At 67.4% G+C, this 21,078-nt stretch carries 18 protein-coding genes; 1 reads left to right on the forward strand and 17 read right to left on the reverse strand.

Annotation, left to right across the window (positions count from 1 at the left end; genetic code table 11):
• Nucleotides 1-48: 48 nt before the first annotated feature.
• Nucleotides 49-2,787 carry a preprotein translocase subunit SecA gene (gene secA, locus METRZ18153_RS0105120; RefSeq protein ID WP_020163714.1) on the reverse strand — a complete coding sequence of 913 codons (2,739 nt, stop codon included), beginning with the start codon at nucleotides 2,785-2,787 and terminating at the stop codon, nucleotides 49-51.
• Nucleotides 2,788-2,920: 133 nt separating this feature from the next.
• Nucleotides 2,921-3,889, reverse strand: coding sequence for a M23 family metallopeptidase (locus METRZ18153_RS0105125; protein ID WP_020163715.1), 969 nt, complete (start codon nucleotides 3,887-3,889; stop codon nucleotides 2,921-2,923).
• Nucleotides 3,890-3,910: 21 nt separating this feature from the next.
• On the opposite strand from METRZ18153_RS0105125, the gene METRZ18153_RS0105130 reads away from it, so the two are divergent.
• Complete coding sequence (locus METRZ18153_RS0105130) at nucleotides 3,911-4,351, forward strand: DciA family protein (protein ID WP_020163716.1); 441 nt, start codon at nucleotides 3,911-3,913, stop codon at nucleotides 4,349-4,351.
• Here METRZ18153_RS0105130 and METRZ18153_RS0105135 read toward each other — a convergent pair.
• From METRZ18153_RS0105135 to ftsL, 15 genes are all read right to left on the reverse strand, one after another.
• Nucleotides 4,341-4,523, reverse strand: a complete 183-nt coding sequence (locus METRZ18153_RS0105135) for a hypothetical protein (RefSeq protein WP_020163717.1) — start codon at nucleotides 4,521-4,523, stop codon at nucleotides 4,341-4,343. The two genes, METRZ18153_RS0105130 and METRZ18153_RS0105135, sit on opposite strands and share 11 nt — an antisense overlap.
• Before the next feature lie 7 nt (nucleotides 4,524-4,530).
• Nucleotides 4,531-5,475: a UDP-3-O-acyl-N-acetylglucosamine deacetylase gene (gene lpxC, locus METRZ18153_RS0105140; protein ID WP_020163718.1), complete on the reverse strand. Its 945-nt coding sequence runs from the start codon at nucleotides 5,473-5,475 to the stop codon at nucleotides 4,531-4,533.
• A gap of 115 nt (nucleotides 5,476-5,590) precedes the next feature.
• Nucleotides 5,591-6,754 carry a cell division protein FtsZ gene (ftsZ, locus tag METRZ18153_RS0105145; RefSeq protein ID WP_019919300.1) on the reverse strand — a complete coding sequence of 388 codons (1,164 nt, stop codon included), beginning with the start codon at nucleotides 6,752-6,754 and terminating at the stop codon, nucleotides 5,591-5,593.
• Between the two features lie 150 nt (nucleotides 6,755-6,904).
• Complete coding sequence (gene ftsA / locus METRZ18153_RS0105150) at nucleotides 6,905-8,134, reverse strand: cell division protein FtsA (protein ID WP_019919299.1); 1,230 nt, start codon at nucleotides 8,132-8,134, stop codon at nucleotides 6,905-6,907.
• Nucleotides 8,131-8,931, reverse strand: coding sequence for a cell division protein FtsQ/DivIB (locus tag METRZ18153_RS0105155; protein WP_019919298.1), 801 nt, complete (start codon nucleotides 8,929-8,931; stop codon nucleotides 8,131-8,133). The genes ftsA and METRZ18153_RS0105155 overlap by 4 nt, the downstream gene beginning before the upstream one ends.
• Complete coding sequence (locus METRZ18153_RS0105160) at nucleotides 8,924-9,850, reverse strand: D-alanine--D-alanine ligase (RefSeq protein WP_019919297.1); 927 nt, start codon at nucleotides 9,848-9,850, stop codon at nucleotides 8,924-8,926. Before METRZ18153_RS0105160 ends, METRZ18153_RS0105155 begins: the two co-directional genes overlap by 8 nt.
• Nucleotides 9,847-11,244: a UDP-N-acetylmuramate--L-alanine ligase gene (gene murC / locus METRZ18153_RS0105165; protein WP_020163719.1), complete on the reverse strand. Its 1,398-nt coding sequence runs from the start codon at nucleotides 11,242-11,244 to the stop codon at nucleotides 9,847-9,849. The genes METRZ18153_RS0105160 and murC overlap by 4 nt, the downstream gene beginning before the upstream one ends.
• A complete protein-coding gene (murG, locus tag METRZ18153_RS0105170) occupies nucleotides 11,241-12,314 on the reverse strand; it encodes an undecaprenyldiphospho-muramoylpentapeptide beta-N-acetylglucosaminyltransferase (RefSeq protein ID WP_020163720.1) in 1,074 nt (357 codons plus the stop codon). The genes murC and murG overlap by 4 nt, the downstream gene beginning before the upstream one ends.
• Nucleotides 12,311-13,471 (reverse strand): putative lipid II flippase FtsW, encoded by a 1,161-nt coding sequence (gene ftsW, locus METRZ18153_RS0105175; RefSeq protein ID WP_020163721.1) that lies wholly within the window; start codon nucleotides 13,469-13,471, stop codon nucleotides 12,311-12,313. Before ftsW ends, murG begins: the two co-directional genes overlap by 4 nt.
• Entirely contained in the window at nucleotides 13,468-14,856 is a 1,389-nt protein-coding gene (murD, locus tag METRZ18153_RS0105180; RefSeq protein ID WP_020163722.1) for a UDP-N-acetylmuramoyl-L-alanine--D-glutamate ligase, read from the reverse strand. Before murD ends, ftsW begins: the two co-directional genes overlap by 4 nt.
• Before the next feature lie 220 nt (nucleotides 14,857-15,076).
• Nucleotides 15,077-16,165 (reverse strand): phospho-N-acetylmuramoyl-pentapeptide-transferase, encoded by a 1,089-nt coding sequence (mraY, locus tag METRZ18153_RS0105190; RefSeq protein WP_020163724.1) that lies wholly within the window; start codon nucleotides 16,163-16,165, stop codon nucleotides 15,077-15,079.
• Complete coding sequence (locus METRZ18153_RS0105195) at nucleotides 16,155-17,552, reverse strand: UDP-N-acetylmuramoyl-tripeptide--D-alanyl-D-alanine ligase (RefSeq protein WP_020163725.1); 1,398 nt, start codon at nucleotides 17,550-17,552, stop codon at nucleotides 16,155-16,157. The genes mraY and METRZ18153_RS0105195 overlap by 11 nt, the downstream gene beginning before the upstream one ends.
• A complete protein-coding gene (locus tag METRZ18153_RS0105200) occupies nucleotides 17,549-19,042 on the reverse strand; it encodes a UDP-N-acetylmuramoyl-L-alanyl-D-glutamate--2,6-diaminopimelate ligase (RefSeq protein ID WP_020163726.1) in 1,494 nt (497 codons plus the stop codon). The genes METRZ18153_RS0105195 and METRZ18153_RS0105200 overlap by 4 nt, the downstream gene beginning before the upstream one ends.
• Entirely contained in the window at nucleotides 19,039-20,805 is a 1,767-nt protein-coding gene (locus METRZ18153_RS0105205; protein ID WP_020163727.1) for a peptidoglycan D,D-transpeptidase FtsI family protein, read from the reverse strand. The genes METRZ18153_RS0105200 and METRZ18153_RS0105205 overlap by 4 nt, the downstream gene beginning before the upstream one ends.
• On the reverse strand, nucleotides 20,802-21,077 hold the full coding sequence (gene ftsL / locus METRZ18153_RS0105210; RefSeq protein WP_020163728.1) for a cell division protein FtsL: 276 nt from the start codon (nucleotides 21,075-21,077) through the stop codon (nucleotides 20,802-20,804). Before ftsL ends, METRZ18153_RS0105205 begins: the two co-directional genes overlap by 4 nt.
• Nucleotide 21,078 lies beyond the last annotated feature (1 nt).

Consider the following 21,078-nt stretch of genomic DNA (forward strand, 5'->3'; position numbering starts at 1 on the left):
AAAGAAAAAGGCGGCCCGCGGGCCGCCTCCTTCATTGCCCGGCCGGGCTCAGGCGAGGCGGCCGTGGCACTGCTTGTACTTCTTGCCCGAGCCGCAGGGGCAGGGGTCGTTGCGACCGACCTTGGGGCCGGCGGCAGCCGGCTGCGCCGGCGCGTTGTTGCCGGCCGGTGGCGCCAGCGGGTCCACACCTTCGCCGGCCATCGACGGGTCGAAGTCGGCGTGGGTGAAACGCATGTTGTCGAGCGGCGGCGGTGTCGGTTCGCTTTCCTCGATCTGTTCGGGCGAGCGGATTTCGACGTTCATCAGCACGCGGGTGACTTCGCCGCGCACCTGATCGAGCAGGCTTTCGAACAGTTCGAAGGCTTCGCGCTTGTACTCCTGCTTCGGGTTCTTCTGCGCATAGCCGCGCAGATGGATGCCCTGGCGCAGGTGGTCGAGCGCGGCGAGGTGTTCACGCCAGTGACTGTCCAGACTCTGCAGCATCACGTTGCGTTCGAACTGGCTGAAGGAATCGCCACCGACCAGTGCGACCTTGACCGCGTACTGCTCGTCCGAAAGGTCCTGCGCGCGCTTGAGCAGATCTTCGTCGGCGAGGTTGGGCTCGGCCGACAGCCATTCCGCGAACGGCGTATCGATGCGGAACTCGGACAGGAAGGCGGCCTGGGCACCGGCCAGATCCCACTGTTCCTCGACGCTCTCGGTTGGCACGTACTGGCGGAAGGTGTCTTCGAGCACGCTGTGGCGCATCGCGGTGATGGTTTCCGAAATGTTCTCGGCTTCGAGCAGCGCGTTACGCTGTTCGTAGATCACCTTGCGCTGGTCGTTCGACACGTCGTCGTATTCGAGCAGCTGCTTGCGGATGTCGAAGTTACGCTGTTCGACCTTGCGCTGCGCCGACTCGAGCGAGCGATTCACCATCGCGTGCTCGATCGCTTCGCCCTCCGGCATCTTCAGCCGCAGCATGATGGCGTTCAGTCGTTCGCCGCCGAAGATGCGCATCAGCGGGTCTTCCAGCGACAGGTAGAAGCGCGACGAGCCCGGGTCGCCCTGGCGGCCGGAGCGGCCGCGCAGCTGGTTGTCGATGCGGCGCGATTCGTGGCGTTCGGTGCCGATGATGTGCAGGCCGCCGGCGGCGATCACCTGTTCGTGCAGGGACTGCCATTCGCTGCGCAGCTTCTCGACGCGCGCGGCGCGATCGGCGTCGCCCATGCTCTGGTCCTGCTCCAGCGCCTGCACCTGCTTCTCGACGTTGCCGCCGAGCACGATGTCCGTACCGCGACCGGCCATATTGGTGGCGATCGTGATCACGCCCGGGCGGCCGGCCTGGGCGACGATTTCCGCCTCGCGTTCGTGCTGCTTGGCGTTCAGCACCTGATGCGGCAGCTTTTCCTTGTTCAGGAGACCGGACAGCAGCTCCGAGCTTTCGATCGAGGTGGTACCGACCAGTACCGGCTGTCCCCGCTCGTGGCAGTCCTTGATGTCGGCGATCACCGCGGCGTACTTTTCCTTGGCCGTGCGATACACCAGGTCGTTCATGTCCTTGCGGATCATCGGCCGGTGGGTCGGGATCACCACGGTTTCCAGACCGTAGATCTGGTGGAATTCGTAGGCTTCGGTGTCGGCGGTACCGGTCATGCCGGCCAGCTTGCCGTACATGCGGAAGTAGTTCTGGAAGGTGATCGAGGCCAGCGTCTGGTTCTCGGCCTGGATCTGCACGCCTTCCTTCGCCTCGACTGCCTGGTGCAGGCCGTCGGACCAGCGGCGGCCCGGCATCAGACGACCGGTGAATTCGTCGACGATGATGATTTCGCCGTTCTGCACCACGTACTGCTGGTCGCGGAAGTACAGGTTGTGCGCGCGCAGGCTGGCGTAGAGGAAGTGCACCAGCGTGATGTTGGCCGGTTCGTACAGGCTGCGGCCGGCTTCGAGCAGGCCGTGCTGGACCAGGATCTCTTCCGCGTGCTCGTGACCTGCTTCGGTCAGCAGCACGGTATGCGCCTTCTCGTCGACCCAGTAGTCGCCCGGGCCGTCCTCGACCTCGCAGCGGGTGAGCAGCGGTGCGACCGCGTTGAGCTTCACATAGAGGTCGGTGTGGTCGTCGGCCTGACCGGAAATGATCAGCGGCGTGCGCGCCTCGTCGATCAGGATGGAGTCCACCTCGTCGACGATGGCGAAGTTCAGACCGCGCTGAACACGCTCGCCCTGCGAGTACACCATGTTGTCGCGCAGGTAGTCGAAGCCGAATTCGTTGTTCGTGCCGTAGGTGATGTCCGAGGCGTAGGCGGCCTGCTTCAGGTCGTGCGGCATGCGTGACAGGTTCACGCCGGTCGTCATGCCGAGGAAGCCGTAGAGCCTGCCCATCTGTTCGGCATCGCGGCTGGCGAGGTAGTCATTCACCGTCACCACATGCACGCCCTTGCCGGACAGCGCATTCAGATAGACCGGCAGGGTCGCGGTCAGCGTCTTGCCTTCGCCGGTGCGCATTTCGGCGATCTTGCCCGAATGCAGCATGATGCCGCCGACCAGCTGCACGTCGAAATGGCGCATGCCGTGCACCCGCTTGCTCGCCTCGCGCACCACGGCGAAGGCTTCGGGCAGCAGGTCGTCGAGGGTTTGCCCGTCGGCCAGACGCTGCCGGAACTCGGCGGTCTTGCCGGTGAGGGCTTCGTCACTCAATCCGGACAGTTCGGATTCCAGTGCGTTGATGCGGGCGATGACCGGACGGTATTTCTTCAGCAGGCGATCGTTGCGGCTGCCGAACAGCTTGGTGAACAGGGATGCAATCATCGAAGACAGAAGCCCGGCGCGGGCAAACCGATGTCGGAAAAGACGGCGATTCTAGCATGTGCCCGTTGGCAGCCCCGTGACGGCAGGGGCGCCGGGCCGGCGCTGCGGGAGGCTTGCCCGACGTGGCCCGCCTTCAGTGCGGGTGGGCGTCGACGGATGCCTGCCGCGCATTTGCGGGCAGCGCCTTGCGCGCCAGTTCGAGGAAACGGTTGGGGTTCTGCGCGACGTCCTTGACGCGCACTTCGAAGTGCAGGTGCGGGCCGGTCGAGCGACCGGTGCTGCCGACCTCGGCGATCTTCTGACCCCGCCGTACCAGGGTGCCGGGCGTGACCAGAAGCTTGCTGGCGTGCGCGTAGCGGGTGACCAGATCACGTCCGTGATCGATCTCGACCATATTGCCGTACTGCGGATGGAAACTGGCCGTGGTTACGACGCCCGCTGCCGCAGCGATGATGGGCGTTCCGACCTCGGCGACGAAGTCGACGCCCTCGTGCATCGCACGCGAGCCGTTGAAGGGATCGATACGCCAGCCGAAACCGGAGGCGTTCCAGGTGCCGCCGTTGACCGGCAGAGTGGATGGCACCAGAGACAGCGTGGCCTGATCGAGCAGCAGTTCCGATTCGATCACGCCGAGGTAGTCGTCCTGCTGCGCCAGTAGATCGGAGAAGTGCTTCATCTGCGCTTCGAGTTCGTCCGCCGACAGCGTGTTCTCGTTGATCAGCGGGCCACCGCGACCGGGCGGGGCGCTGTTGACGACCGGTTCGGGCGCCTTGACGCCGGCGAGCTTGGCCAGCCGGGTGCCCAGCGTGTCGAGCTGTATCAGCTGGGCCTGCATCTGGCCGAGCTTGACCGCCATCGTGTTCAGGTTCTCGCGCACGAACTGTTCGCTGCGCTGGATTTCCTCGTTGCGCGCTGCGGTGATGAGCTCGTCGATCACCGGCAGTCGCCACTCGCTGGCGTGCTTCAGCGTGATGAACGAGAACGCCGAGGCGAGCATGAAAACGAGTACGGTGAATGCGAACAGTGCGCCCGCGAGGTGCCACGGCCGGATGGTGATGGCCTTGGCGGTTGTCAGGCGGTCGGAAACCAGAATAATCTGCACATCCGCTCCCTAAGTCTTCTTATGTCTGCCCGCCGCCTGCACGACCATCTCAATGCACAGGACTCGCTGGCAAATCTGGCGTCACACGTCAGGCAGATCGCCCGCGTGCAGAGAGCCTACGAAAAATTCCTGCCAACCGAACTGACGGAGGTCAGTCGGGTGCTGAACGTGAAGCAGGGTGTCGTGGTGGTCAGCGCTTCGTCTGGCGCTGTTGCCCACCGGCTGAAGCAGTTGCTGCCCAGCGCAAGGCTGGCACTGCAGGAAAGTTGCGGCGAGGTTACCGAAGTCAGGGTGAAGGTGCAAGCATTTGATCCGCCTCGGATTACTGCGCCAGTCTCACCCCGGCCGGTCAGCGAATCGGCGCGTCGGGAACTGCTTTCCGGGGCTGCGGCGCTCGACCCGTCGAGCCCGCTGCGCAGCGCGCTGGAGCTGCTGGTCGCCCGCGCAAAGGCTAGAGGATGATCACGCGTTCCAGCAGGAACAGCGCAAGGATGCCCAGCGTGGCTATCACCGCGTAGCGGAGCAGCGTCCAGGCGAAATTCAGGTAACGCTGGTCACGCGTCAGCACATAGCCGAGAAACGATGCGCCGACGGTGATGATCAGCAGGATGCCGATCAGGCGCAGTATGAGCACGTGCCGCTCAGGCGAAGGCGGGCGCCGAGCCGGCGTCGTCCACCAGCGGACGGTACTGGTTCGATACCGCGGACGGCGTCTGTGCCGGCTGGTCGAAGCTCGCCCACTCCCAGGCACCTTCCTGTGCAAGCAAGGCATGCAGCAGCGCGTTGTTCAGCGCGTGGCCGGACTTGTGCGCGCTGAAGGCGGCAAGCAGCGGATGGCCGAGGATGTACAGGTCGCCGATGGCGTCCAGCACCTTGTGCTTGACGAACTCGTCGGCGTAACGCAGGCCGTCGCTGTTGAGTACGCGGTACTCGTCCATCACGATCGCGTTCTCCAGGCTGCCGCCCTGGGCGAGGCCGTTCTGTCGCAGGTACTCGACCTCGTGCATGAAGCCGAAAGTGCGCGCACGGGCGACGTCTTCGATGTAGGACTGGTGGGCGAAATCGACCTTGACCTGGGTGCCGGTGCGTTCGATCGCCGGGTGGCGGAACTCGATCGAGAATTCCAGGCTGAAACCTTCGTACGGGTCAAGACGCGCCCACTTGTCACCGTCCTTCACCTCGACCGTCTGCAGCACGCGGACGAACTTCTTCGCCGCTGCCTGCTCGACGATGCCGGCCTGCTGTATCAGATAGACGAAGGTGGAGGCCGAGCCGTCCATGATGGGCAGTTCGGGCGCGTCGACATCGACGAACACGTTGTCGACACCAAGACCGGCAAGTGCGGACATCAGGTGCTCGACGGTCGAGATCGTGGCGCCGTCACGACCGATGCAGGAGGCCAGCCGCGTGTCGCCGACGGCGTGCGGGTCGGCACGCAGTTCGACCGGCGGCGTCAGGTCGACACGCCGGAACACGACACCGGTATCGGCCGGAGCGGGGCGCAGTTCGAGATTGACCTTGAGGCCGGAGTGCAGACCGACGCCGGTGGCGCGGACGATTGAGCGAAGGGTACGTTGCCGGATCATGGCAGACAGGACGACTGAAAGCGAAAGTTCAAGTTTACCTCACCTCCGCGTCACGCCCCTGTAACAGGGCGTATCCGTCCGGCCGGGCGGCCGGACGGGTGCAGCACAGCCGGTATCAGTCCGCCTGCTTGCGCAGGAAGGCCGGAATATCCAGCGTTTCGACGCCGTTGGCGCGCATCGCTTCGACCGCGCTCGATGCGGTACGGCCGCCGCGGCCGCGCATCACGGCCGGGATGTCGAGGTGCGAATAGTCGGTGCCCATCGCGGCAGCCGGCATGGCGACGTCGTCGGTACCGGTGCGGATGATGGTCATCGGCGGCTTGCTGCTCATCGCGCGCGGGGCGCCGAGGCCGGTGGCGACCACGGTCACGCGCAGGCGGTCTTCCATCGAATCGTCGAACACCGTGCCGAAGATGACGTGGGCGCCTTCGGCGGCGAAGGCACGCACCGTTTCCATCGCGTCCTTCACTTCCTTCATCTTCAGCGAGCGGCTGGCGGTGATGTTGACCAGCACGCCACGCGCGCCGGACAGTTCGACACCTTCCAGCAGCGGGCTGGCGACAGCCTGTTCGGCAGCGATGCGTGCGCGGTCCATGCCGGCGGCTTCGGCCGAGCCCATCATCGCGCGGCCCATTTCACCCATCACCGTGCGCACGTCCTGGAAGTCTACGTTCACCAGGCCCGGGATGTTGATGATTTCGGCGATGCCGCCGACGGCGTTGCGCAGCACGTTGTCGGCGGCCTTGAAACCGTCTTCCAGGCTGGCGTCCTCGCCGAGCACTTCCATCAGTTTCTCGTTCAGGACGACGATGAGGGAGTCGACGTGGCGGGCGAGTTCGTCGATGCCGGATTCAGCGGCGCGCATCCGGTTTTCGTAATCGAAAGGCTTGGTGACGACGGCGACGGTCAGGATGCCCATCTCCTTCGCCACTTCCGCGACGATGGGGGCAGCGCCGGTGCCGGTGCCGCCGCCCATGCCGGCGGTGATGAACACCATCTCGGCACCGCGCAGCTGGTCGGCGATGTGTTCGCGGTACTCCTCGGCGGCGGTGCGGCCGACTTCAGGCTTGGCGCCGGCGCCGCGGCCGTTCTTGCCGAGCTGGATCTTGACCGGGGCGAGGTTGCGGGTGAGTGCCATGCCGTCGGTGTTGGCGGCGATGAATTCGACGCCGTTCACACCTTCACGGATCATGTGATCAACCGCGTTGCCACCGGCTCCACCAACGCCGATCACCTTGATCACCGCACCCACCGGTTCCTTGTCGAGAATCTCGAACATATCCGCCCTCCTGTTTTCCACGAACGCCTCCGAGCCTGAAGGCTCTTATGGCTACAAAACGCGCGCCACCACTAGATTTAGTGATTGCGCGCAAGTATACGACTAAACTTAGTGCAACGCATGCCGTAGATGCCGTTTGCGTCCCGAATTTCAGAAATTTCTTTCGAACCAGGAGCGCATGTTGGCCAGCACCTGACGTACGTTCCTCGTTTCGCGCGCAACCTGCCCGCGACGACGCTGCGCAGCGCCTTCCATCACCAGTCCGATCGCTGCCGCGTAACGCGGATGGCGCACCACGTCGGCGAGGTTGCCGCTGCATTCGGGCACGCCGACGCGCGACGGCAGGTGGAACACGTCCTCGGCCAGATCCGCCATGCCGCGCATGGTTGCGCTGCCGCCGGTCAGCACGACGCCGGACGACAGCAGTTCCTCGTAGCCGCTGCGTCGCAGCTCGGCCTGCACCAGTTCGAACAGTTCCGACACGCGTGGCTCGATCACGTCGGCCAGCGCCTGACGCGACATGCGGCGCGGGCCGCGGTCGCCAATGCCCGGCACTTCGATCATGTCCTCGGCGTCGGCCAGTGCCGACATCGCCACGCCGTAGCGCAGCTTGATGTCTTCCGCCTCGGCGGTCGGCGTGCGCAGGGCCATCGCGATATCGTTGGTGATCTGGTCGCCGGCGATCGGGATCACGGCCGTGTGGCGGATCGCTCCCTGGGTGAAGATGGCGATGTCGGTGGTACCGCCGCCGATGTCGATCAGGCAGACGCCCAGATCCTTTTCGTCCTCCGACAGCGTGGCCTGGCTGGAGGCCAGCGGCTGCAGCACGAGGTCCACCACTTCGAGGCCGCAACGGCGCACGCACTTGATGATGTTCTGCGCCGCCGACACGGCGCCGGTCACGATGTGCACGCGCACTTCGAGTCGCTTGCCGCTCATGCCTATCGGCTCGCGCACGCCGTCCTGGCCATCGATGATGAATTCCTGGGTCAGCGTATGCAGGATTTCCTGATCGGCCGGAATCGGCATCGCGCGCGCGGTTTCGACCACGCGTTCGAGGTCGAGCCGGGTGACTTCCTTGTCCTTGATGGCGACCACGCCATTGGAGTTGAAGCTGCGGATGTGGCTGCCGGCGATGCCGGTGAAGACTTCGCGCACCTTGCAGTCGGCCATCAGCTCGACCTCCTGGATCACGCGCGAGATCGAATCTACGGTGGCTTCGATATTGACCACGACACCCTTCTTCAGGCCCTGCGCCTCCTGGGTGGCGAGGCCGAGAATGTCGAGTCGCCCGTCGCTGCCAAGTTGTGCGACGACGGCCGAGATTTTCGACGTGCCGATGTCGAGGCCGACGATGAGGTCCTTGCTGTCTCTTGTCATGGTCTGTCCTGGTGTTCAGTGCTGCTCATTCGTATTGCGTAGCCGTTCGGGTAGCGCAGATCGGCGTAGATCACTTTCTGCGCGCCGCGGCGCAGGATTTCCGGCTGGGTATTGACGTAGCGCGCGAGCCGTTCGGCGATCGGCGACTTCTCCTCCTCGCGACCGAGCTCGAGCCGCGTTCCGTCGTCGAGCTGCAACTGCCAGGCCTGGCGGCGCGTCAGCACGAGCTTGTTGATCTGCCGCTCCATCGGCGCCAGCAGATCGCTCCATTCGAGGTGGCGGGCCAGCATGCTGGCCGAGTCCTCGTCCGGCCCGATGAACAGCGGCAGTGCCGCTTCGTGTTCGGCCACGAACAGTTCGCCCTGGGCATTGACCATGCGCGCCGGCACGTTCGGCGGCACCCACCAGCGTGCGACCGCAACGTGCTCCTCGATGTCGATTTCCAGCGAGCCGGGCCACACCCGGCGCACCGTGGCGTGGCGCACCCAGGGCAGGCTTTCGAACACGGTGCGTGCGCGCTCGATGTCGGTGGTGAGAAAGCTGCCGGTGACGGCGCGCCGCGCGGCGTCCTCGATCTGCGCGGCACTCACGTTGGCCGGTGCGCGCGTCAGCGTCACCGACTGCAACGGCAGCACCGGCATGCGGGTGACCATGATCACCAGCGCATAGCCGATCGCCGCACTCGCCAGCAGCAGGATCACATCGGCGATCATCGTCAGCGCGCGCGGGCTGTCCCACAGGCCGCCGTCGTCGCGGCGCTGCGTGGCCTTGTTGCGCGCTGAGGGCTTTTTAGCCAAGGCGGGCCGACTCCAGGATGCGCAGGCACAGTTCGCCGAACTCGATGCCGACCGCACGTGCGGCCATCGGCACCAAGGAGTGCGAAGTCATGCCCGGAGAGGTGTTGATTTCGAGCAGCCAGGGGCGGCCGTCCTCGCCCAGCATCAGGTCGGCGCGGCCCCAGCCGCGGCAGTCGATCAGCCGCGCAGCGCGCATCACCAGATCCTGGATCTCCTGTTCGAGGTCGGCGTCCAGCCCGCTCGGGCAGTGGTACTTCACGTCGTCGGTGAAGTACTTGTTCTGGTAGTCGTAGTTGCCCTGCGGCGCTTCGATACGGATCAGCGGCAGTGCCATGTCGCCGAGGAAGGGCGCGGTCAGCTCGCGGCCGCTGATGAACTGTTCTGCCAGCACCAGCGGATCGCAGCGCGCGGCCTTCTCGTAGGCGCCTTCGAGATCCTCGATGCGGGTGACCTTGGTGGCGCCGACGCTGGAGCCTTCGCGTGCCGGCTTCACGAACAGCGGCAATCCGAGTTCGTTCGCCACGGCGCGGAAATCGCTGCCGGCGTGCAGCAGCTTGTAGCGCGGCGTCGGCAGGCCGGCCGACAGCCACACCATCTTCGTGCGCCACTTGTCCATGCCGATCGCCGACGCCATCACGCCGCTGCCGGTATAGGGAATGCCGAGGCATTCGAGCGCGCCCTGTATCGTGCCGTCCTCGCCACCGCGGCCGTGCAGCGCGATGAAGGCGCGGTCGAAGCCGTCGCGCTTCAGTTCCCACAGGTCGCGCTCGGCCGGATCGAAGGCGTGGGCGTCCACGCCCTGTTCCTGCAGCGCGGCCAGCACCGCACTGCCCGACATGATGGAGATTTCGCGTTCGGCGGAGCTGCCGCCGAACAGCACGGCGACCTTGCCCAGTGCGGCGGTGTCGTGGGTACTCATTTCTGGATGTCCTGTGCGAATTTTGTGGGCAGTTGCCCGATGGAGCCCGCGCCCATGCCGAGCACGACGTCGCCGTCGCGTACCGTGTCGAGCAGGGTCTGCGGCAACTCGTTGATGTCTTCGACGAATACCGGTTCGACCTTGCCGGCGACGCGCAGCGCGCGCGCCAGCGCCCGGCCGTCGGCGGCGACGATGGGCGCTTCGCCGGCGGCATAGACTTCGGTCAGCACCACCGCGTCGGCGCCCGACAGCACGCGCACGAAGTCTTCGAAGCAGTCGCGGGTGCGCGTGTAGCGGTGCGGCTGGAAGGCCAGCACGATGCGCCGGCCGGGGTAGGCGCCGCGCGCCGCTTCGAGCGTGGCGGCCATTTCGACCGGGTGATGGCCGTAGTCGTCGACCAGCGTGAAGCTGCCGCCGGCCGGCAGCGCGATTTCGCCGTGCCGGGTGAAACGGCGGCCGACGCCCTTGAATTCGCCGAGCGCGCGGACGATGGCGTCGTCCGACACGCCGACCTCGTTGGCCACGGCGATCGCGGCCAGCGCGTTGCGCACGTTGTGCAGGCCGGGCAGGTTCAGCTCGACCGGAATGCGGGTGGTCGTGCCATTGACGCGTACTGCGTCGAAGATCATCCGGGTGCCGTCGGCCCGCACGTTCTCGGCGCGCACCTGGGCATTCGGATCGAGGCCGTAGCGGATGATCTGTTTCGGCACCTGCGGAATGATGTCGCGCACATTCGCATCGTCAGCGCACAGCACCGCGACGCCATAGAAGGGCAGACGGTTCAGGAAGTCGACGAAGGCCTGCTTCAGTTTCGAGAAGTCGTGGCCATAGGTGTCCATGTGGTCGGCGTCGATATTCGTCACGACCGACACGACCGGCGACAGGAACAGGAAGGAGGCGTCAGACTCGTCGGCTTCGGCCACCAGGAACTCGCCGGTGCCCAGGCGCGCATTGGCACCGGCCGAATTGAGCCGGCCGCCGATGACGAAGGTCGGGTCCAGTCCGCCTTCGGCCAGGCAGCTGGCAATCAGCGAGGTGGTGGTGGTCTTGCCGTGGGTGCCGGCGACCGCTACACCCTGCTTGATGCGCATCAGTTCGGCCAGCATCTGCGCACGCGGCACGATGGGAATCTGCCGCTCGCGTGCGCGTACGACTTCGGGGTTGTCGGCGCTGACCGCAGTCGAGGTGACCACCGCGTCGGCACCGGCGATGTTGTCGGCGGCGTGACCCTGCACCACGCGGGCGCCCAGCGCGGCGAGGCGGCGCGTGACCGCGTTGTCGGCGATGTCCGAACCGCTGACCACGTAACCCTGGTTCAGCAGGACTTCGGCGATGCCGCTCATGCCGGATCCGCCGATACCGATGAAATGGATGTGGCTGATCTTGTGTTTCATTTCTGTTGTCCTTGCGCGAGTGCTGCGCAGATGTCGGCCACCTGGGCGGTCGCGCCGGGGCGGGCGAGGGCGCGGGCGCGCTGCGCCATGTCGAGCAGGCGGGCGCGGTCGAGCGAACGGATGAAGGTGGCCAGCGCGCCGGCATTCAGCGCCGTCTGCGGCATCAGTTCGGCCGCTCCGGCGTCGGAGAGAAAGCGCGCGTTGCCGGTCTGGTGGTCATCGACCGCGTGCGGCAGCGGCACCAGCACCGAGGCGACGCCGGCTGCCGCCAGTTCGGCGACAGTGAGCGCGCCGGCGCGGCAGATGACCAGGTCGGCCTGCGCGTAGGCGCCGGCCATGTCCTGGATGAAGGGCTGCAGCGTGCCGCGGACGCCTGCCGCAGCGTAGGCTGCCTCGAGCGCCGGCATATTGCGTTCGCCTGCCTGGTGGATCACCTGCGGGCGCTCGGTTTCGGGAATCTGCGCCAGTGCCTGCGGCACCGTGTCGTTCAGCACCTGGGCGCCCAGGCTGCCGCCGACCACCAGGATGTTCAGCGGGCCGCTGCGACCAGCGAAGCGCTCGGCCGGTGACGGCAGCGCGGCGATGTCGGCGCGCACCGGATTGCCGGTCCACTCGGCTTTCGGCAGTGCATCCGGAAAGCCGCCGAGCACGCGGTCGGCGACGCCGGCCAGCACGCGGTTGGCCAGTCCGGCGACCGAATTCTGTTCGTGCAGCACCAGCGGAATGCCGCGCAGTGCGGCCATCATGCCGCCGGGGAAGGTGACGTAGCCGCCGAGGCCGAGCACCACCTGCGGCTTCACGCGGCCGAGCACGCCGAGCGCCTGCCAGAAGCCGCGCAGCAGATTGAGCGGCAGCATGAGCTTGCGCAGCAGGCCCTTGCCGCGCAGCGCGGTGAAGCGGATGCTCTGCAGTTCGTAACCGCGCGGCGGCACGATGCGCGCTTCCATGCCGTCTGCGTTGCCCAGCCAGACGATGCGCCAGCCGCGCGCGCGCAGTTCGTCGGCCACCGCGAGGCCCGGGTAGATGTGGCCGCCGGTGCCGCCCGCCATGATCAGCGCGGTGCCGCTCATCGACGGTTCTCCCAGTCGATGCGCAGCAGGATGGCCAGCGCGACGCAATTGACCAGGATGCCCGAGCCGCCGTAACTCATCAGCGGCAGCGTCAGCCCCTTGGTCGGCAGGATGCCCACGTTCACACCCATGTTGATGAAGGCCTGCACGCCGAACCAGATGCCGACGCCCTGGGCGACCAGCCCGGCGTAGGCGCGTTCGAGCAGCAGGGCGCGCCGGCCGATGGCGAAGGCACGGTGCACCACCAGCGCGAACAGGCCGATCACGGTTGCCACGCCGACCAGCCCCAGTTCCTCGCCGATCACGGCCAGCAGGAAGTCGGTGTGCGCTTCGGGCAGGTAGAGCAGCTTCTCGACGCTGCCGCCGAGGCCGACGCCGAACCACTCGCCACGGCCAAAGGCGATCAGCGAGTGCGTGAGCTGGTAGCCCTTGCCCAGCGGGTCGTTGTTGAACGGATCGAGAAAGGCGATGAAGCGGCCCCAGCGCAGTTCGTTGAAGCGGATGATCAGCGCGAAGCCGACCAGCGCCACCACGCCCAGCGAGAAGAACAGCTTGCCGTTGATGCCGCCGAGGAAAAGCATGCCGAAGGCGATCAGCACGATGACGACGAAGGCGCCGTAGTCGGGTTCGGCCACCAGCAGTGCGCCGACCAGCAGGATGACCAGGGTCATCGGCACGAAGGCGCGACGGAAGGAGTGCATCTCCGGCAGCCGGCGCACGATGTAGCTGGCCGCGTAGAGCACGGTGAACAGCTTCACCAGTTCGGACGGCTGCAGGTTCACCGGGCCCAGGTTGATCCAGCGGCGCGAGTTGTTCACCACGCTGCCGATGCCCGGAATCATCACCAGTACCAGCAGCACGATGCCGCCGAGGAAGAGCCACATCGACCACGCCTGCCAGGTGCGGATCGGCACCTGAAAGGCCATCAGCGCCGCAACGCCGCCGATGGCGAGGAACACCGCCTGGCGGATCAGGAAGAACTCCTGCTTGTTGCCGGTGAAGCGGCTGCTGTCGGCGACGGCGATCGACGCCGAGTACACCATGACAAGACCGATCAGCAGCAGCGCGACCGCCGGCCACAGCAGCCAGGGGTCGAGTTCGGCCGGTTTCGGCGACTCGCCGAAGCGCGACGAATCAAGTCGCATGCTGCCGCTCATGAGCGCGCTCCTTCGGCCGCGATGCGACGCGCTTCGGTGATGAACACCTCGGCGCGGTGTGCGTAGTTGCGGAACATGTCGAGGCTGGCGCAGGCCGGCGACAGCAGCACCGCGTCGCCCGCCTGCGCGGCGGCGAAGGCGGCGCGGGTGGCTTCTTCCAGTGTGGCGAAGCTGCGGTGAGAGACGCCGTGGGCGGTGAGCACTTCGGCGATGGCTGGCGCGTCACGGCCGATCAGCGCGCAGAAGCGCGCGTGGCGTGCGCATACCGGGCCCAGCGGGGCGAAGTCCTGTCCCTTGCCGTCGCCGCCGAGGATGATGGCCAGCGGTCGGCCAAGCCCTTCGATGGCTGCCACCGTGGCGCCGACATTGGTGCCCTTGGAGTCGTCGATGAAGCGCACGCCGCCAGCGTCCAGCACGGTTTCGACGCGGTGCGGCAGGCCGGTGAAGTCACGCAGTGCGCCGACGCAGCGGTCCAGCGGCAGGCCGATCGCCTCGCACAGCGCGAGCGCGGCGAGCGCGTTGTGTGCGTTGTGGCGGCCGGCCAGCTTCATGTCGTCAAGTGCCAGCAGCGGCTCTGCACCGCGCATCAGCCAGACGCCGTCGCGCTCGGCGAGGCCGTAGTCGCCGGCGGCCGGTGCACCGTCGCCGAATGCGATGACGCGCGCGCTGGCGCGGCGCATCGCCGCCACCCATGGGTCGTCGCGGTTCAGCACCTGCACCGTGTGCGCGCCGAAGATGCGTGCCTTCTCGGCCGCGTAGGCAGGCATGCCGCCCGGGTGACGGTCGAGGTGGTCCTGCGTCACGTTGAGTACGGTGGCTGCGTCGGCGTCCAGCGTGTCGGTCGTTTCGAGCTGGAAGCTCGACAGTTCGAGTACCCACGCGTCGGGCACCGTGCCGGCGTCGAGCACGCGCATCAAAGCGTCGAGTGCGGCCGGCGAAATATTTCCGGCCACCTCGGTGACCAGGCCGCAGGCGCGGCACAGCGCGCCGGTCAGCGTGGTGGTCGTGGTCTTGCCGTTGGTGCCGGTGATGGCGATCACCTTCGTACGCTCACGCCAGCCGAGGTCGCGCAGCGCGCGCGCGAACAGTTCAATTTCGCCGACCACTTCGATGCCGCGGCGTTTCGCCTCCTGTACGAGAGGTTCGTGCGGCGCCAGACCGGGCGACAGCGCGAGCAGCGCGATGCCGTCGAGCAGGCTGTGGTCGAACTGGCCGCAGCGCAGTTCAGCCGCCGGAATGTCGCGTGCCAGCGCCTCGACCCCGGGCGGCGCGGCACGGCTGTCGGCCACACGCAGCTCGGCGCCCTGGCGGGCGCACCAGCGTGCCATGGCCAGGCCGGATTCACCGAGGCCGAGGACGAGGACGTGGGTGCCGAGGAGACTCACTTCCGCGCCTCCATCGCGTCGCCCGCCGGGCCGCCCCAAGGGCGAGCGCAGCCCCCCCGGCGGGGGCGAGGCCAGGGTTTCGCTGCGCACGCGCAGCGCAGGCCGAGCGGGTCGGCTGTGCAAAGCCGACCCTGTGCGAACGAAGTGAGCGTGGGGGTCGTCATTTCCAGGCCGGATTCACCGAGGCCGAGGACGAGGACGTTGGTTCCGAGAAGGCTCATCAGCGCAGCTTCAGGGTGGAGAGGCCGAACAGAACCAGCATCAGCGTGATGATCCAGAAACGCACGACCACCTGTGTTTCCTTCCAGCCGCCCAGTTCGTAGTGGTGGTGCAGCGGCGCCATGCGGAAGATGCGCTTGCCGCCGGACCACTTGAAGTAGAGCACCTGGATCATCACCGACAGCGTTTCGGCAACGAACAGGCCGCCCATGATGAAGAGCACGATCTCCTGACGCACGATCACCGCCACGGTGCCGAGCGCGGCGCCCAGTGCCAGCGCGCCGACGTCGCCCATGAACACTTCGGCCGGGTAGGCGTTGAACCACAGGAAGCCGAGACCGGCGCCGCACAGCGCGCCGCAGAAGATGGCCAGCTCACCGGCGCCGGGAATGAAGGGCACCCCCAGATAGCGCGAGAACACCGCGTTGCCGGCGACGTAGGCGAAGATCGCGAGCGCGCCGCTCACCATTACGGCCGGCATCGTGGCGAGGCCGTCGAGGCCGTCGGTCAGGTTCACTGCGTGGCTGGTGCCGACGATGACGAAGTAGGTGAGCACCATGAAGCCGATGGCGCCGAGCGGGTAGGCCACGGTCTTGAAAAAGGGCACGATCAGTTCGAGCTGGGCCGGTACCTGGGCGGTCAGACCGAGGTACACCGCCGCCCCGGCGGCGAACACCGAGGACCAGAAGAACTTGGGCTTGGCCGGCAGGCCCTTCGGGTTGCGATGCACCACCTTGCGCCAGTCGTCCACCCAGCCCACGGCGCCGAAGCCCAGCGTGACGACCAGCACCACCCAGACGTAGCGGTTCGACAGGTCGGCCCACAGCAGCGTGGTGACACCGAGCGCGATCAGGATCAGGGCGCCGCCCATGGTCGGCGTGCCGGCCTTGGTCAGATGCGATTTCGGGCCGTCGTCACGCACCGCCTGGCCGATCTTGTACTCGGTCAGCTTGCGGATGAGCATCGGGCCGAACATCCAGCAGATGGCCAGCGAGCTCATCATCGCCAGCACGGCGCGCAGCGTGATGTAGTTGAAAACGTTGAATGCGCGGATGTCCTGCGCCAGCCAGCGGGCAAGTTCAAGAAGCATGGTTGTCCTGTCCGGTGTGTGCGAGCAGCGCCTCGGCGACGCGTTCCATGCGCATGAAGCGCGAACCCTTCACCAGCACCGTGGTGCGGGCGTCGAGCTGCGGACGCAGCGCGTCGGCGATCGAGGCGTGATCGGCGTAGTGGAGGGCGCCGGTGCCGAAGGCGGCGACGGCGTGCGTGGTGGCTTCACCGAGCGCGTGCAGCGCGTCGATGCCGCGTTCGCGCGCATAGGCGCCCGCTTCGCGGTGGAATTCGGGGCCCTGGTCTCCGACCTCGCCCATGTCGCCGAGCACCAGGATGCGCCGGCCTGATGCGGAGGCGAGTACGTCGATGGCGGCGCGCACGGAATCGGGGTTGGCGTTGTAACTGTCGTCGATCACCGTGCTGCCGGCCAGTCCGACGCGTACCTGCTGGCGGCCCTTGACGCCTTCGAAGCGGTTCAGCGCCCACACCACGGCGGCCATGTCGGCACCCGCAGCCAGCGCGGCAGTTGCGGCGCACAGCGCGTTGCGTGCGTTGTGCAGGCCGGGCACGCGCAGCACGATGCGGGCGGTGCCGAAGGCGCCGCGCAGGTCGAGGCGGTAGCCCAGGCCTTCCGGCGTGGCGGTGGCGAACACTTCGGCGGCGTGGTCGAGACCGAAGCGCAGCACGCGCCGTGCCGCGTTGCGGCCGCACCAGTAGCCGGCGAAATCGTCGTCGGCATTGACCACGGCGATGCCGTCCGCACCGAGTGCATCGAACACGTCGCCGTTCTCGCGTGCAACTTCGGCCACGCTGTTCATGAATTCGAGGTGTTCGCGCTGGGCGTTGTTCACCAGCGCGACGGTCGGCCTCGCCATGCCGGCCAGCCACGCGATCTCGCCGGGATGGTTCATGCCCATCTCGATCACCGCCATGCGGTGCGTCGCGCGCAGGCCGAACAGCATCAGCGGCACGCCGATGTCGTTGTTCAGATTGCCGCGCGTGGCCAGTACCGCGACATCCGGATTCCAGCCCACGCTGACCGCGTGCGCACGCAGGATGGCGGCGATCATTTCCTTCACCGTCGTCTTGCCGTTGCTGCCGGTGACGCCGATCAGCGGCAGCGTGAAGCGGTTGCGCCAGGCGCGGGCGATGTCGCCCAGTGCGGTGCGGGTATCGGCGACACGGATCAGCGTGCCCGTGGTGTGCGCGCAGTCGGCGGCGATCACCGCGGCGGCGGCACCGGCTGTCTGCACGTCGGCGATGAAGTCATGCGCGTCGAAGCGTTCGCCGCGCAGCGCGACGAACAGGTCGCCGGCCTTCACCGCGCGGCTGTCGGTCGAGAAACCGGCGATGTCGACGTCGGGCCCGCTCAGCGTGCCGCCGCAGGCCGCAGCGACGTCGGAGGCCTTCCACAGTGCGTTCATTGCACGCCTCCGCGGGCGGCGAGGGCGGCAGCGGCCTGGTCGGCGTCGGACCAGGGCGTGCGCACGCCCATGCGTTCCTGATAGTGCTCGTGTCCCTTGCCGGCGATCAGCACGACGTCGCGTGCGTCGGCGGTGCTGATGGCGGCGCGTATCGCGAGCGCGCGATCGACCTCGCGCAGCACGTCGGCACAGGCCGGCAGCCCGGCGGCGATGTCGTCGAGGATGGCATCCGGGTTTTCGCTGCGCGGATTGTCCGAGGTGATCCAGGTGCGGGCAGCGTGTTCGTAGGCGACGGCGCCCATCAGCGGCCGCTTGCCTGGATCGCGGTCGCCGCCGCAGCCGAACACGCACAGCAGTCTGCCGCGCCGTGCTTCGGCCACCGGCTGCAGCGCGCGCAGAGCCTGCTCCAGTGCGTCCGGCGTGTGTGCGTAGTCGACCACGACCAGCGGCTCGCCATGGCCGCCGAGCCGCTGCATGCGGCCGGGCGGCGGCAGCAGTTGCCCGGCGACGCGTGCGGCATCGGCCAGCGATACGCCGGCATGCAGCAGGCTGCCGGTGACGGCGAGCAGGTTCTGGATGTTGAAGCGACCGACCAGGGCGGCGTCGACATGCGCCCGCTCGTTGCCGTGCTCGATGTCGAAGCGCAGGCCGTACGCCAGATCGGCGTTGTGGGCGCGCAGTCCGTGCACGCCGGGCGGAAGCTCGGCGTCGAGCGCGCAGCCGGTGACCGGCAGCCGCGCGGCGACTTCGCCGGCCAGCGAGCGGCCGAAAGCGTCGTCGGTATTGATCACCCCGGCACACAGGCCGGGGTGGGAGAACAGGGTGGCCTTCGCGGCCGCGTAATGCTGCATGTCCGGGTGATAGTCGAGGTGGTCGCGGGTCAGGTTGGTGAACACTGCGGTGTGGATCCGGACGCCGTCGATGCGTCCCTGGTCGAGGCCGATCGACGACACTTCCATCGCGCAGGCGCTGGCGCCCGCAGCACGCAGGTCGGCCAGGGTCTGGTGCACGCTGACCACGTCCGGCGTGGTGTTGAGCGATTCCGACAGCTGGCCGGGCAGACCGCTGCCCAGCGTGCCGATGACGCCGCAGCGGGTGCCGAGCAGATCCATGGCCTGGGCGACCCACTGACTGACCGAGGTCTTGCCGTTGGTGCCGGTGATGCCGATCACGTGAAGTGCGGAGGAGGGGCGGTCGAGCAGATCGTCGGCGAGCGCGCCGGCGTGACTGCGCAGCGAAGCGACCTCGATCACCGGCACTGCGGCGGCTGTCGGCGCACCGCCCGCTTCGCACAGCACCGCGCAGGCACCGCGCTCGATGGCGGCGTCGATGAAGCGACGGCCGTCGGTGCGTTGGCCGGGCAGGGCGAAGAAGAGGTCGCCCGCCTGCACCTGACGCGAATCGGCGCGCAGCGCGCGCGGCACGACGCCGCGGCGCGACAGCGTGTCGCGCACGCGGGCGATGACGGCGGAAGCGCTGACGGTGCTCACCAGCCCTCCTTGCCGGTGGCGCTGTTGCGCGCCATCTGCAGCACCGGTACCGGTGCGTCCGGCGGTACGCCGGTGGCGCGCAGCGTGGCGTTCATGATGTCGGAGAACACCGGGGCGGCGACCTGACCGCCGTAGTGCATGCCGTTGGACGGTTCGTCGATCATCACCGCAACGATGTAGCGGGGGTCGGACACCGGCGCGAAGCCGACGAAGGACGCGATGTACTTGTTCGCGTAGCTGCCGCCTTCGAGCTTGTGTGCGGTACCGGTCTTGCCAGCGACGCGATAGCCCGGAATCTGTGCCTTCGGCGCCGTGCCGCCGGCGCCGGCGGCCATTTCGAGCATGCGCCGCACTTCGCGCGCGGTCTGTGCCGAGAACACCTGCAGGCCGTTGATCGGCGGCGTGTCGACGCGGGTCAGCGACAGCGGGATCAGGTCGCCGTCGCGGGCGAATACGAGATAGGAGCGCGCCATCTGCATCAGCGTGACCGACATGCCGTGGCCGTATGACATCGTGGCCTGCTCGACCGGCTTCCAGCTGCTTGCCGGGCGCAGGCGGCCACCGGCTTCGCCGGGGAAACCGAGGCGCAGTGGCGAGCCGAAGCCGAGCTGATCGTAGGTCTGCCACATTTCGGACGGTTTGAAGGTGCCGGCGATCTTGGCCACGCCGATGTTCGACGACTTCTGGATCACCTCGGCCAGACTGAGCGTGCCGTGCGGGTGTGCGTCGCCGATCGAGTGACGGCCGAACGTGAGCTTGCCGGCGCAATCGACTGGCGTGTCGAAGGTGTAGCGGCCGCTTTCCAGCGCCATCGCGGCGATGAAGGGCTTGATCGTCGAACCCGGTTCGTAGGTGTCGGTGAAGGCGCGGTTGCGCAGCGGCGGGCCGGACAGCTGTTCGCGGTTGTTCGGGTTGTAGGTCGGCCAGTTGGCCAGCGCCAGCACTTCGCCGGTGCGCGAATCGACCACCACCGCGCTGCCCGCGCGTGCCTTGTGTTCGCTGACCGCCTGCTTGAGCCGGCTGTGCACCAGGAACTGCAGACGGGTATCGATGGCCAGCCGCACGTCGCCGCCGTCGCGCGGCGGCGCCAGCACTTCGACGTCCTCGACCACGTTGCGGCGGGCGTCGGTGATCACGCGTCGCGAACCGACCTTGCCGGTGAGCGGACGGTTCATCGCCAGTTCGATGCCTTCGAGACCGTTGTCGTCCATGCCGGTGAAGCCGACCACGTGCGCGCTGACCTCGCCGTGCGGGTAGTAGCGGCGGTATTCGGGTTCCGAGCGGATGCCCGGCAGCTTCAGTGCCAGCACCTGTTTCGCGACGTCCGGTGGCACCTGCCGCTTCAGGTAGCTGCGCCCCCGGTTTTCCGGAATCTTGCGCGCGACCTCGCGGTGATCCATGCCGAGCAGATCCGCCAGCTGGCGGATCTGCGCCGGCGTGAGCTTCTCGGCGCCGATGTCGCGCGGATTGGCCTTGGCATCGGTACGCGTCGGGCGCGATTCGGCGACGATGGCCGACACCTGGGTGCTCATTGCCAGCACCTGCTCGTTGCGGTCGAGCACGCGGCCGCGCGAAGCCGGCGTCGGCAGTACGCGCGAGAAGCGTTCCTCGCCCTTGCGCTGATAGAACTCGTCGTTGACCACCTGCAGCCAGAAGGCGCGGGCAACCAGACCGCCGAACAGCGCCATCATGACCACCAGCATCAGGCGGGCGCGCCAGGCGGGCAGCAGTTCGGCGAGCAGCGGGTTGTGGGCGAACTTCATTGTCCGGCCTCGGATGGGTCGATGACGATGACGCGATCGCGTTCCGGCGCGCGCATCTTGAGCTTGGATTCGGCCAGGCTGGCGATGCGCGCGTGCGCCGCCAGCGAGCCCTGTTCGATCTGCAGCTGACCCCACTCGGTTTCGAGCACCCGCATGCGGGTGAGCTCGCGCTCGAGTTCGGTGTGCAGCGCGCGCGAGCGGTGCTGCGACGACACCAGCGCGATGGCGCTGATGACCAGCGTGGCGATCAGTACGAAGTTCAGGCGCAGCACG

Origin of the sequence: Methyloversatilis discipulorum (assembly GCF_000385375.1) — a bacterium.
In the GTDB taxonomy this organism is placed as follows: domain Bacteria; phylum Pseudomonadota; class Gammaproteobacteria; order Burkholderiales; family Rhodocyclaceae; genus Methyloversatilis; species Methyloversatilis discipulorum_A.